This window comes from Belliella filtrata, from assembly GCF_022549775.1.
GTDB classification, from domain to species: Bacteria; Bacteroidota; Bacteroidia; order Cytophagales; family Cyclobacteriaceae; genus Belliella; species Belliella filtrata.
This window is the reverse complement of the sequence record NZ_JAKZGP010000012.1, coordinates 21,213-35,042: the sequence shown is the minus strand read 5'-3', so window position 1 is coordinate 35,042 and position 13,830 is coordinate 21,213. Positions and strand designations below refer to the sequence as shown.

Here is a 13,830-nt window from a genome sequence, read left to right as displayed (position 1 = left end):
TTAATTGAAAAGATTTAACTTGCCTTCATGGTCAAAATGAAGGGGAACAAAATTGGGGAAAATATATTTAAATAAAAAATCAAATTCTGCTTGACTTTTTAATAAACTTGAAGATTTCTTGCTGATGCAAAGGAAGTTTGGAGATTTTTAGAAAATTCAAAATCTAACTTACCCAACCTTAGCGCTCCAGTACCTACTTGATTGATGATCGTTTTGTGGTTGTGTGCATCGAGTTTAACAATAGGTTCATCCAAAAAGGTGTGCGTATGCCCACCCAAGATAAGATCAATACCCGTGACTTCATCAGAAAGTTTGAGGTCTGATTGGTATCCTAGATGAGAAAGACAGATCGTAAGATCACATTTTTTTGCTTTGAGCTCTTGAATCATTTCATTTGACACGCCAACAGGATCTAAAAACTTGGTGTTTCCATAATTTTTTTCAGAAACCAATCCTTTGAGTTGAATACCTAGTCCAAAAACCCCAATTTTCAATCCTTGTTTTGTGAATATTTTGTAAGGAGAAAATGCGTCTTTGAGTATGGTTTCAGAGAAATCGTAGTTGGCGCACAAGATGTCAAATTTGGCATGTTCGATTTGATTCGCAATGCCCTCAAGTCCATTGTCAAATTCATGATTTCCAAGAGTGCTTGCGTCATAGCCCATTTGACTCATCAGTTTGAGCTCTAGCTCGCCCCCATAGAGGTTGAAGTAGGGTGTTCCTTGGAAGAAATCACCTGAATCTAACAATAGAATATTTTCTTCTTCCTTTCTTACCTTATTAATTAATGAGGCTAGTTTTGTCATTCCGCCTTGATTAGCATTTCTGCTGCCATCATTGGGGAATGGCTCAATACGGGAGTGCATATCATTGGTGTGGAGGATAGTCAGTTTCTTTGCATGAGTAAATTCGCTTTCTGAAGCCCAAAGGGAACTTGAAAGTCCCAACCCTATACCAGCTAAAGTACCTCTTTTTAGGAATTCTCGTCTCTGCATGTCAATTATATTTTTGTCTTCCTTCGATTTCAGCATTAAGCTGCTCTCCATTAGAGCTCATCTCTCTGATTACTTCGATCAGCATGTCTCTCAACAGGATGTCTGTTTTTTCTTTTGCAGGTAGCGCTGACAAAAAGCCCATATTGTCTCCACCATTTGCTAAGTAATCATTGATGGCGAGCAGGTATGTTCTATTTTCCTCCAAAGACTTTCCATTGATGAGGAACTCATCCAGCTGGTCTTCCCTTCCCGATATTTGCATACCGCTTACGGACATGTTTTTATATTTTGCCATGAAAGTAGCAAGGGTACTGACATCTGCGGCACGCAGTTCTAATATGGTAAGATAGTTGTCAAAAGGAGAAAGCTCATAGATATTTCCTAAGGTAATGTTGCCCTTTGGAAGGTCATTTCGCATGCCTCCATTGTTGATGATTGATATGTCAATAGGGAGATTCAACGCTTTTTCGGTATAATCCCTTTGAACATCTGCTACAAAATTGCCCAAAAGCGATTCGCCTTTGCTTCTAGTAAGTGCTTGACTAGAAACGCCTATCACCTCATTCATTTCTTGCTCCAATTTCACTTTATATGGTGTGATCATTTGAACAAGCTCTTCTGATTCTTGGATTTCTTCCGAGACTGGAACAAAGTTCCCACTTGATTGTAATGAAAGCTGCGGAGCACAGCACGTCCAAAATATAACAGCAAAGATTAAAAAAGGATGATAATGCTTGGATAGGTTTTTCATGTCAGTTTTGTGTTCCTGATTTGTGCGGCTAAGATAGGTTTTTTTTTATTTTTAATCCTTGTAAAATTACAAGTCAAGGGTTTGAAGCAAGTCAATCCAATGTTATTTTATTGAGGATATTATAAACTAGGTGATCAAGTCCTGAATTATATTTTCTTGGACAAGAAGACTATAAAAATTAACTTTGATGATATGATCAAGGATTTTCCGTAGCTTGTGGAAGTCGATGATCAGTTGAAATAGCCCAAATAGTTACCAGTTTTATGAGAGATAAATTGTTTGAAGATTTTCGTGCCACGAGTAAGTCAGACTGGATGGAACAGGTGCTCAAGGATTTGAAGGGTAAATCCTTTGAAGACACCCTGATAAGTCAGGCCGAAGGAGGGATTCATATAAAGCCATTTTATACAAGAGAGGATTTAGGGGCAGAGTTTCCGTTGTCTACCATTCATAATCAAGTCAATCCAATACCTAGTCTGCCAGGACTTTCTCCCAGGCAGTGGAGCAATACGGTTAGGGTAGCGGTAGGTGAACAAAATGAAGTTTCGGAGAATAAGAAGTTGATAAATGCCTTACAAACCGGCGCTGATGGACTCGTCTTATCCCTGACTGGTAAGGAAGATTTGGCAGTGCTTCTCAAAGATGTTGAGCCTTCATACATTCAAATTTTCATTGAACCAAAGGATCATGTGCTGAATGTTGCAGAGGTATTTGAAGCATGGCTGGAAAGCAAAAATGTGGATTTGAATGATGTGATAGGTGGGTTTTTATGGGATCCTGCGACGGTTAGCTTGACACTGGAATTCTATCGGTCTGAAGGGTTGGAAGTGATAAAGAAGCTACTTGTTCAGTTCGAAAAGTATCCTAATTTCAAAACGTTTACCATAGATTTTGCTCACTATCATCATGCGGGGGGGCTTAGTTTCCAAGAGTTATCCTATGGATTTGGAGCTTTTCTTGAGCATGTTGATAGGTTGACTGAAGAAGGTGTGTCTTTAGAGTTGATTTTTAAAAATGTCCTTTTAAAATCGGCTGTGGGATCTGACTTTTTCTTGGAGATTGTCAAATTGAAAGTAGCAAGGATGCTGATTTTTCAAATTGCCAACCTTTTCAAACATAAGCTAGACCCAAAATCTATACCTTTCTATGTACAGACAAGTTATTGGTCAAAAAGCAAGTTTGATATGGATACCAATATGCTTCGGAATACCACTGAGGCCATGTCTGCAATAATCGGAGGATGTACAGCATTAGAAGTGCTTCCTCATGATCTCTCTATGGGTTCTTCTAGGGACTTTGCCTCAAGGATGGCTAGAAATGTGTCCAGTATATTGAAGGAGGAGGCTTATTTGGATAAAGTATTAGATCCAGCTGCAGGATCTTATTATATTGAAAAGCTTGCAGAAGAACTTTTTAATCGAGTTATCAATGGGATTTTGACAGTGGACGCAGAAGGAGGGTGGTGGAGTATGTCTAGCCTTCATGATATTCAAGCTGAAATCAAAGAAACGAGATCACAAAGACAAGATGAATTGATCAGTGGGCAAAGTGTGAAAGTAGGAGTAAATAAATACAAGCAAGAAAAAGCTAATGCCTCCATTGATGATGAGTCGGAAATGTTTGACTACCAATTGAACTGGAGCAGACATGCGTTGAAATATGAACTTTTAAACTCTAGTAACTCATGAAAATTGATCTTCTAAAATTGGGCTTTTACACACGAAGAGAAGAGTTTATAGTTGACAGAGAAAGCGAAAGTTGGGAAACCGCAGAGAAAATCATTGTTCCACCAGTCACTTCAAGTGATTTGATTGAAGGAATGGAGCATTTGAATTTTGCAGCGGGAATTCCTCCCTACCTTCGTGGGCCTTACAGTACCATGTATGTGACTAGACCATGGACGATTCGTCAATACGCAGGCTTTTCTACAGCAGAGGAGTCAAATGCTTTTTATAGAAGAAATCTAGCCGCTGGTCAAAAAGGGCTTTCTGTTGCTTTTGATTTGGCGACTCATAGGGGGTATGATTCTGATCATCCTCGGGTAGTAGGTGATGTTGGGAAAGCTGGAGTTGCAATAGACTCTGTTTTGGATATGAAGGTTTTATTTGACCAGATTCCTTTAGATCAAATGTCGGTTTCTATGACCATGAATGGTGCTGTTTTACCTATTATGGCATTTTACATTGTAGCTGCCGAAGAGCAGGGAGTTACTTCAAATCAATTGACTGGAACAATTCAAAATGATATTTTGAAGGAATTCATGGTGCGGAATACGTATATCTATCCACCCCAAGCTTCCATGAGAATCATTGCGGATATATTTGAATATACTGCGAAGTACATGCCCAAATTCAACTCGATATCCATATCTGGGTATCATATGCAAGAAGCGGGTGCTTCGGCTGAATTAGAATTAGCTTATACTTTGGCTGACGGCTTAGAATATTTGAGGACAGGCGTTGCAGCTGGTTTGGACATTGATGATTTTGCGCCTAGGTTGTCTTTTTTCTGGGCGATTGGGATGAATCACTTTATGGAAGTGGCTAAGATGAGAGCGGGAAGATTGCTATGGTCAAAAATTGTTAACCAGTTTGCTCCAAAAGATCCAAAATCCTTGGCTTTGCGAACGCATTGCCAGACCAGTGGCTGGTCACTCACTGCGCAAGACCCCATGAATAATGTGGCTCGAACGGCAGTTGAAGCACTGGCAGCAGCATTGGGGCATACTCAATCTTTGCATACCAATTCATTTGATGAAGCCATAGCACTTCCTACAGATCATTCTGCTAGGATTGCAAGAAACACACAGCTTTATCTGCAAGAAGAAACAAGGATTACTAAAGTTGTGGATCCATGGGGAGGTTCGTTTTATGTGGAATTTCTCACAGATCAGCTTGTGTCTCAAGCGTGGAAATTAATCCAAGAAGTAGAAGATTTGGGCGGAATGGCAAAAGCAATAGAAGCCGGTATACCTAAAATGAGGATCGAGGAAGCAGCTGCAAGGAAGCAAGCGAGGATAGATAGTGGAAAAGATATCATTGTAGGTGTGAACAGGTATATTTCCGATGAAGAGGAAGATTTTGAAATCTTGGAGGTGGATAACGATGCCGTGAGGAATGCTCAAATTGCCCGACTCCAAAAGCTGAAGGAAGAAAGGAATAGTGAAGAAGTAGCTGAGAGTTTGGAGGAAATTAGAAAATCGGCGAAGTCTGGTAAAGGAAATCTTCTTGAACTAGCTGTCAAAGCTGCGCGTAAAAGAGCTACATTAGGGGAAATATCAGATGCTATGGAAGATGCTTTTGGAAGACACAAAGCCACAGTAAAGTCAATATCTGGGATATATAGTGGTGAAGCAAAGGATAATCAAGGATTTCAGGAGGCAAAAAAATTAGCAGATAAATTTGCTTCACTGGAAGGGAGAAGACCAAGGATCATGGTGGCGAAAATGGGCCAAGATGGACATGATAGAGGAGCAAAAGTAATTGCTACAGGTTTTGCAGACCTTGGTTTTGATGTGGATATTGGGCCACTTTTTCAAACTCCAGAAGAAGTTGCAAAACAAGCTGCTGAAAACGATGTTCATATAGTAGGTGCCTCTTCATTGGCAGCTGGGCATAAGACCTTGGTGCCAGCCTTGATCAAAGAGTTGAAGCGCTTAGGTAGAGAGGATATAATGGTAATTGCTGGTGGTGTAATACCAGCTAAGGATTATGATTACCTTTATCAATCAGGAGTGTCAGCGGTATTTGGTCCAGGCACAGTGTTGCCCAAAGCAGCAGTTGAAATATTGAATAAATTGATGGAAGGTTGACATTCAACCTTTCTTTTTTTTAAATAACTATATGAAGTCGATTATTTTAATTTATGATGAAAGTCAGGTGGAGTTTGTGGAAGATACAGTGTTGCCATTGTTTTCTAATAATGTCAAGCTAAAACTCCCTTACAAAGACTACCGAAAGCATGATTTTTCTGAAAGCGATTTCATAGTGACATACCTTTCTGATGAGCAGATCAGGTCTTTGCTGGATATAATCATAGAAGATCATTGGAAAATTGGCTTTTTGCCACATCCAAAGATGGTTGAGGCAAGGCAAGGGTTTGGGGTGTCCTCCAATCTTGAAGTAGCCGTGGAAAATATTTTGACAACCGAAGAGGTTTTTGAGATTGATGTCTTGACTGCAAATGGACAGCCTGTTTTGAATAAGTTGATGGTAGGTGATTCATTTAGTTTATTGTATTCAGTAGACAAGGAGAGAAATTGGCTATCTCAATTTGTAAGAAGATTCAAAAGGCTTATAGGGTCTTTTAGAAGGGTGAAACTTCAGCCGTATGCAATCAACTGGAGTACGGAATCTGGAGATTTTAGAGAAAAGCCAATAGATACAGCTGCCTTGGGTATGGTAGTCGTACAGCATGGTCAAAGTTCAATTTTGTCACGACGAATTATTGAAGGTTCTTATGCAAATGATGGTCTTATGCACTGTCTTATACTCGCCCCTAGTAGCATATGGGAAATTTTAAAGTTTGGGTTTTTCAGTCTTTTTAATAGTTCGAAGAAAAATGGATTGCCTGATTATGTCGCTCACATCAAGACAGATAAGGTTAAAGTAATAAGTCGGGAGCCTATTAATTACACCATAGATGATGTGTTGTTGACTTCGAAATCTATAGAGCTTGAAGTACATCCTCAATCCTTGGCTATTGTTCCCGGTAAATCACTTAAAACAGAGGAAAAAGTAGAAAAAAGCAAGGCGTTTAAAATCCAAAACCTTCCTCAAGGAGAATTGAAGAATGAGTTACTAGAGCGCTTTTTGCCAATTACCAATCATGCTACTACAGAAGAGTTTAAGTGGCTTTTTTCTATATTAAGAGAGAATTCAAAGCTTAGTTCTAGCTATATGGTACTCATGGCTTTGTCAACAATTATTGCAACATTTGGTCTATTTGGTGATTCGTCCCCTGTGATTATTGGGGCCATGATATTAGCTCCCTTGATGTCACCTATTATTTCCTTAGCAATGGGAGTATTGAGACAGGATGAAAAGTTGATCAAAGAAAGCTTCAAAACCATTGGTTATGGCTTAGCCATCGGGTATTTGTTTGCTGTTTTGATTACATGGTTCACGCCTTTGAATGTGATGAATAGTGAGATTACAGCTAGGATAAGGCCGAATCTGCTCGATTTGGGAGTAGCCGCAGCCTCTGGTATGGCAGGAGCATATGCTCATGCCAAAAAGGAAATAGCAAAGACACTTGCAGGTGTGGCCATTGCCGTAGCTTTAGTTCCGCCTTTAGCTGTTTCTGGGGTGGGATTAGGCTGGGGAGATTGGTCGGTATTTTGGGGAGCGCTTCTATTGCTAGGCACCAACTTGGCAGGTATGGTATTGGCTGCGGCAATGACTTTTCTCTTTTTAGGCTTTAGCCCATTCAAATTGGCAAAGAAAGGACTTATCATTTCTTTAGTTTTTGTAGGAGTGATTTCCGCGCCTTTGGCTTTTGGTTTTTCGAAGATGGTAAAAGAGAATAAAATCATTCAAGAGTTGAGTGGAAAAGAATTGTCTATCGGTACACTTAGAGATGTAAAAGTGATCAAAGTGGCACCATTGAAGTTGTCTGCCACGATTGTTTCCGAGTCCCCCCTTGATGTCAATGAGCTAGGTATAGTCAAAGAAGATATTGAGGAAGTTCTATCACAAGAAATTGAGCTTGAACTTTCTGTTGCTATTGAACTGTAAGGGGCGTGGAAATCAGGAGCAATAATCATGTTTCCAGAGAAATAAGTTTCTTTTGATTATGCTACCAATAATTTGGAAGCTAATTATTTAATTTTTCTAGCTTTAACCCCAAACCAATACCAGTGGTCCGCTCGCCATTTTGGGTTGCTGCTTTAGGGTTATAATAAAATGAGACTTGAATGGCTGCTATTTTATAGCTGTAAGTAAACCCTATACCTAGGTTAGGAGTTACAAAGCTGTTTCGCGGAATGTTTCTGTCTTCTTTGAAACGAAGAGAGGGCAGTGTGCCTAAAATGACTTTTTAGTTTTTGTAAGTCGAATTGATATTAGGGCCAGTGAAGTTGATAAATGCATCCTGTTCAACATATCCTATGATACCGATACCTTCGTAGAAAGCTGCCTGTGTTTTTAAGTTTTGAGAGAAGGTGGGAAAGCTCATGAGGAGTAAAACGAATGTTATTGCCTTTTTCATTTTCCAAAAGTTTAAAGGTATTTAAAAGTAGTTTAACTTGCTATTTAGCAAAAATCAAAGATTTATACTAAGCTATAAGATTAGATTGAAAAATTTTCTTTAATATGTTTGAACATATGAACAAAATATTTAAATTTAGATTCTCAAAATTACAACCCAATTAATAACCCGCAATTTTAATGGAAAGAAGGCTTTATATTGGTAAAATCACCTTTATAAGTTCTCTAGGAGGACTTCTTTTTGGATTTGATATGGCCGTCATCTCAGGAGTGCTGCCTTTCGTTCAGACACAGTTTGACCTGAGTCCCTCCCAAGAAGGATGGTTTGTATCATCAGCACTACTTGGTGCAGTGATGGGAGTAGGTTTGTCTGGGGAGCTTTGCGATCGATTTGGGAGACGAAGTTTACTCTTTATCGCCGCTATTTTGTTTCTATTGTCCGCTATAGTCAGTACTGTTCTTCCTACCTTCACGCTTTTGATCATAGCAAGAATACTTGGCGGGATTGGTGTTGGGATGGCGTCTAATGCTGTTCCGCTTTACTTGTCAGAGATTGCTCCATTGAAGATTAGGGGGCGATTAGTTACTTGTTATCAGCTTGCAATTACATTTGGTATTCTATTGGCATATTTGACCAATTCAGGAATGCTAAAGTTATCCGGCTCTTTTTCTGACAGTTCAATAAATGAATCATATTTGGGTTATATTTTTAAAGATGAGGTTTGGAGAGGAATGTTTAGTGTTGAGATAATTCCAGCCACATTGTTTTTGATAGGATTAGTGCTGGTACCTGAAAGTCCAAGATGGCTGCTCCAGCAAGGTAGGGTTAAGGAAGCGATTGCGACATTTTCAAAACTGAAAGATGGGTCTGAAATGAAGCAAGATTTGGAAGAGCTTGATGTTCAGAAAAATGATGGAATCAATGCGTACAAAACACTCTTTTCAAAAAGATTGAGGAGGCCCTTGCTTATTGGTGTTCTATTACCACTTTTCTCACAATTCAGCGGAATCAATGCGATAATATATTATGGGCCAAGTATTTTGAAGGATGCTGGAGTATCTTTAAATAATGCTCTTATAGGTCAGATAGTATTAGGAACTGTCAATATGTTATTCACTTTCATTGCAGTATGGAAAGTTGATAGCTTAGGAAGAAGACCATTGTATTTAGTTGGATCAATGTGTGCATCTATTAGTTTATTCGTTACTGGGTATTGTTTTTATGAAGGAATGACGCAGAGTCTTCTGCTACTACTTAGTGCTACGATATTTCTTGCAAGTTTTGCATTTTCAATTGGTCCTTTAAAGTTTGTAATAGCCTCCGAAATCTTTCCTGATGCTATTCGTGGTAGAGCACTGGCATTGAGCATTATGGTGATGTGGATAGCTGATACTATAGTAGGACAGCTTACACCTATAATGTTTTCGACGCTTGGCACCTCAGGAGCTTTCTGGGTGTTTGCATCATTTTGTTTGATAGCTTTCATCGTAGTATCCAAAATGGTGTCAGAGACTAAAGGAAAGTCCTTGGAAGAAATACAAGAAATTTATGTAGATCATAAAGATGAAAACACATGATCCATACCAACTCATATTACGGTGGTTTCAATTATGGCCTCTCTGCATTTGGTTTAATTGCAGTTGAAAATAACTTTGCCAAAGTTTGTTCTGCATTATGGTATGATGCTTTGGATAATATTATAACAAGGAAGAACTATTTATTAGAAAGTTGCCTTTCTAAAGTGATTCTAATTTCGAGTAGGTTATTGAGTCAAGTAGATAAAAATAAAAATGTGCTATATTGTAGCTTGTTTAGACATAGGTACAATAATATAATTGAAGCGGTGGATATAAAAGTAGATCATGAGAGCCCAATTCCATTACATATTCAGGTGGAAGAGTTGTTGAGAAAATTAATAGAGCTTCCTGAATTCAAAAATGGGGCATTTTTACCAAAAGAAGTTGAGCTTTCCAAATTATTAGGTGTTTCTAGGAATACTATTCGTCAAGCAGGTAACAAGCTCGAATATGAAGGGTTGATATCAAGGAAAAAGGGGGTTGGGACAAAAGTTTCATCAAAGTCAATCGTGACAAATCTTGGTGAGTGGCATAGTTTTACCCAAGAAATGAATTCAAAAGGGATTCCATTTAAGAATTTGAGAATTGAAATAGAATGGGTCTCTATAAGTAAACATATTTCTAATTTTTTGAATGTCGAAGAAGGAACAAAAGTCTTGAAATTAAGTCGGTTGAAGGGGTTTGAAGAACCGTTTGTATACTTTGAAAGTTACTTTCAGCCACGTATAGGCCTTACTGGAAAAGAGGATTTTAGTAGGCCCTTATATGAAATTCTGGAAAAGGATTATTTTTCAATACCAGCTGTTTCAAGGGAAAAAATTAAAGCAGGCTTAGCTGGAGATTTTGCTTCTGTTCTAAATGTGAAGCCAAAAGACCCAATCCTGATCAGGGAAAGATTTGTTTCTGATCCTGGAGATAGGCCACTTGAATATAATATTGGATATTATAGAAATGACTTATTTACTTATTCCATAGAAATTAGACGTTAAAAACATGTATAGTATCGGAGTAGATATAGGAGGAAGCCACATTAGCTCATGTATGTTTGAACATTCAGACAAAAGGTTGTTGTTAGAAAGTATGGTGTGCTTGCCTGTAGACAATAAAGGCTCAATAGAAGAAATATTGAGCGTGTGGATTCAGGCAATTAGACAAACAATAACAATTTCCAAAGTTAAGTTTCAAGGAATAGGCATAGCCATACCTGGACCATTTGACTACATCAATGGGATAAGTTTGATCAGTGGAGTTCAGAAATATGAGGCTTTGTATAATGTAAATGTACGTGCAGAGCTTTCAGAGCAACTGGATATTCCTGCTTCGGAGATTTATTTTATAAATGATGCCATGGCATTTGGTGTTGCAGAATCGACAATTGGGACTACTTCAAACTACAATAGAGTGGTAGCTATTACGCTAGGGACAGGTTTGGGGGCGACCTTTTGTATATCTGGAGTTCCATACATCGAGGGAGAGGGAGTGCCTCAAAATGGGATTCTATTTGAAAAGCAATACAAAGGTCAATTAGCTGATGAGTTTTTTTCGACTAGAGGTATAATCAATCACTACAAGTCAATTTCGGGAGAGAAGGTCGGTTCAGTTTTAGAACTTAGCAATAAAATATCATCTGATAGCAATGCAATGGCTACATTCATATGGTTTGGGAAAGAACTTGGTACTTTTTTACAACCGTTTCTTGATTCCTTTGGTGCGGAAGTTTTGGTTCTCGGTGGTAATATTTCAAAATCATTTGAGCTTTTTGAAGAATCATTGAAATCTCAGGTGAATGATATTCCAATATGCATCTCAACTCAGACCGAAGAATCAGCAATATTGGGAGCGGCTATGTATTATCAACTGAAGCACCATTTTGCAGTTTGAAGAATGGAATTTAAGTATAGAAACAATGAACCAAAATAATTTATTAATGAAACGATTTCAAAAATTAGCATTTTCATTACTCAGCCTTGTTGTATTGGCTTCATGTCAGTCGACATATACTGGGTATTTGGATAACAATACCGAGGAAGATCTATTGAGTCTTGTAGATCCAAATATTGGCTCGGTGCATAGTAGGTGGTTCTTTTACACTCCAGGAGCGCTTCCTTTCGGAATGGCAAAACCAGGTCCTTCTACAGATGGAAGCTATGGTAATCCCAATGGTTGGGAGGCTGTGGGGTATGATGGTAGACACGAGAGTATTGAAGGGTTTGCAAATTTACGAGAATTTCAAGTAGGAGGCTTTCTTTTTACTGCGATGACAGGTGATGTAAAAACAGTGCCAGGGAAACTTGAAAATCCTGAAGAAGGATATCGTTCAAGGTTTGATAAGAAGGATGAATATGCAAGACCTGGATATTATAGCGTGAAACTGCTAGATTATGATGTGACTGCAGAACTTACGGCCACAGAAAGGGTTGGATTCCATCGATATACATTCCCACGATCAAAGCAATCGCATGTTATCATGGATATTGGAAATCAACTCGGAGAAAGTGGGAAAGTGAAGGATGCTTATGTGAAGTTTAATGATGATGGCACTGTTGAAGGTTGGGTGATCACTTATCCTGAGTATGTCAAAAAATATCAACCAGAAGGTGAAATTAGGATGTATTTTTCTGCTATTTTAGATAAGAAGCCTATATCAGTCGGTGTGTTCAATGGAAAAGATAAAAGAGATGGGCAGCGTGAAGCTTCAGGGCCAGGGGCTGGTATTTATTTGACTTTTGAGACAGATGAGAATGAGTCTGTTGAAATAAAAGCAGGGTTCTCATACACATCTTTGGAAAATGCTAAGAAGAATCTTTTATCTGAAGCAAGTGACTTGACATTTGATCAAGCAAAATCATCAGCTCAGAGTAAATGGGAGAGTGAATTGGGGAAAATTCAAATCAAGGATAATTCCAAAGAGAACAAAGTTAAGTTTTATACAGGCTTGTATCATGCCCTTTTAGGAAGAGGTTTGGCTAGTGATGTGAATGGGCAGTTTCCTGAAAATGATGGAACTATTGGTCAGATTCCTCTGGATAAAGATGGCAATCCAAAATTTAAATTTTATAACACAGACTCTGTTTGGGGGGCATTTTGGAACCTAACACAGCTGTGGTCCTTGGTTTGGCCAGAGTATTATAATGATTTTGTTCAGAGTCATTTGGCCGTGTACAAAAATTCTGGTTGGATGAGTGATGGTTTGGCAAATAGTAAATATGTATCTGGCGTGGGGACTAATTTTGTAGGACTGGTTATTGCTTCTGCATACCAAGCAGGAATTAGAGATTTTGATTTAGAATTGGCATTTCAAGCAGCTTATGAAAACGAGTTGAGGTATGAAGATAGAAATGAAGGAGCTGGTAAAACCGATTTGAAACCTTTTGTGGAAAAAGGGTATATACCATATGTTCCGGGTTGGGATACTTCGCCTGAAGGATCAGCATTCTCAGTTTCTCATGCTTTAGAATATAGCTATAGTAGTTATGCTGTAGCACAATTTGCCAAAGCTTTAGGAAAGCAGGATGAGTACGATAAACTAATGTCCTTGTCCAATAACTGGAAAGCGTCTTATGATGATAGAATAGATTTTGTAAGACCAAAAAACCAGTCAGGAGAATTTATTGAGGATTTTGATCCATTTGCGCCTTGGGTTGGATTCCAAGAAGGCAATGCATGGCAATATACATTTTATGTGCCACATACTCCAGAAGAGTTGGTTAACAAAATGGGTGATGAAAAATTTGTGTCTCGACTAGACTCCATCTTTACAGTGTCAGAAAAGACCAATTTTGGTGGAGAAGATATAGATGCTTTTGCTGGACTTACTTATCTATACAATCATGGAAATCAACCAAACCTTCACATATCTTGGTTATTTAATTTCACCAGTAAGCCTTGGTTGACGCAACAGTGGGTTAGAAGGATTTGTGATACTTTTTATGGAGTGGAAGAGGTGCATGGCTATGGTTTTGGTCAAGACGAAGATCAAGGTCAGCTAGGTTCGTGGTTCGTGATGGCGTCTATGGGATTGTTTGATGTCAAAGGACTGATAGAAATTGACCCATCTTTTCAATTTTCAAGTCCTCTGTTTGATGAAATAGAAATTAAAACAGGCAATGGGAAAAAGTTAAAAATAACGACAAATAAGAAAGGTGTCGATGATGTATTTATTCAGTCTATCAAGCTGAATGGATCCAAATATACTGATCGCAATATAAGCTTGGAAGCGCTACTAGAGGATTCTCATTTAGAGTTTGATCTTGGGAGACAACCCAATAAAACGCTTTATTGAAAAAGTTTTGAATCGCTG

The 13,830-nt window shown here is 38.5% G+C and carries 10 protein-coding genes; 7 read left to right on the top strand and 3 right to left on the bottom strand.

Features of this window, described 5'->3' with window-relative positions:
- Positions 1-98: 98 nt before the first annotated feature.
- Positions 99-995: a bifunctional metallophosphatase/5'-nucleotidase gene (locus MM239_RS06830; RefSeq protein WP_241347459.1), complete on the bottom strand. Its 897-nt coding sequence runs from the start codon at positions 993-995 to the stop codon at positions 99-101.
- A gap of 1 nt (position 996) precedes the next feature.
- Positions 997-1,746 (bottom strand): 5'-nucleotidase C-terminal domain-containing protein, encoded by a 750-nt coding sequence (locus tag MM239_RS06825; RefSeq protein ID WP_241347458.1) that lies wholly within the window; start codon positions 1,744-1,746, stop codon positions 997-999.
- Between the two features lie 263 nt (positions 1,747-2,009).
- Here MM239_RS06825 and MM239_RS06820 point away from each other — a divergent pair, with 263 nt between their 5' ends.
- From MM239_RS06820 to MM239_RS06810, 3 genes are read left to right on the top strand one after another with little or no spacing between them, the layout of a single operon-like run.
- Entirely contained in the window at positions 2,010-3,434 is a 1,425-nt protein-coding gene (locus MM239_RS06820; protein WP_241347457.1) for a methylmalonyl-CoA mutase family protein, read from the top strand.
- On the top strand, positions 3,431-5,557 hold the full coding sequence (scpA, locus tag MM239_RS06815; RefSeq protein ID WP_241347456.1) for a methylmalonyl-CoA mutase: 2,127 nt from the start codon (positions 3,431-3,433) through the stop codon (positions 5,555-5,557). Before MM239_RS06820 ends, scpA begins: the two co-directional genes overlap by 4 nt.
- 31 nt (positions 5,558-5,588) lie before the next feature.
- A complete protein-coding gene (locus tag MM239_RS06810) occupies positions 5,589-7,481 on the top strand; it encodes a TIGR00341 family protein (protein ID WP_241347455.1) in 1,893 nt (630 codons plus the stop codon).
- A gap of 301 nt (positions 7,482-7,782) precedes the next feature.
- Here the strand turns inward: MM239_RS06810 and MM239_RS06805 are convergent, their stop codons facing one another.
- Entirely contained in the window at positions 7,783-7,953 is a 171-nt protein-coding gene (locus MM239_RS06805) for a hypothetical protein (protein ID WP_241347454.1), read from the bottom strand.
- Between the two features lie 179 nt (positions 7,954-8,132).
- Between MM239_RS06805 and MM239_RS06800 the strand changes: the two genes are divergently transcribed.
- Genes MM239_RS06800 through MM239_RS06785 form a run of 4 tightly spaced genes read left to right on the top strand, consistent with a single transcriptional unit; the run spans position 8,133 to position 13,812 of the window.
- Complete coding sequence (locus MM239_RS06800; protein ID WP_241347453.1) at positions 8,133-9,530, top strand: sugar porter family MFS transporter; 1,398 nt, start codon at positions 8,133-8,135, stop codon at positions 9,528-9,530.
- Positions 9,527-10,519: a GntR family transcriptional regulator gene (locus MM239_RS06795; RefSeq protein ID WP_241347452.1), complete on the top strand. Its 993-nt coding sequence runs from the start codon at positions 9,527-9,529 to the stop codon at positions 10,517-10,519. Before MM239_RS06800 ends, MM239_RS06795 begins: the two co-directional genes overlap by 4 nt.
- A 4-nt stretch (positions 10,520-10,523) precedes the next feature.
- Positions 10,524-11,411, top strand: a complete 888-nt coding sequence (locus MM239_RS06790) for an ROK family protein (protein ID WP_241347451.1) — start codon at positions 10,524-10,526, stop codon at positions 11,409-11,411.
- Between the two features lie 46 nt (positions 11,412-11,457).
- Positions 11,458-13,812, top strand: a complete 2,355-nt coding sequence (locus tag MM239_RS06785; protein WP_241347450.1) for a GH92 family glycosyl hydrolase — start codon at positions 11,458-11,460, stop codon at positions 13,810-13,812.
- The last annotated feature ends 18 nt before the right edge of the window (positions 13,813-13,830 follow it).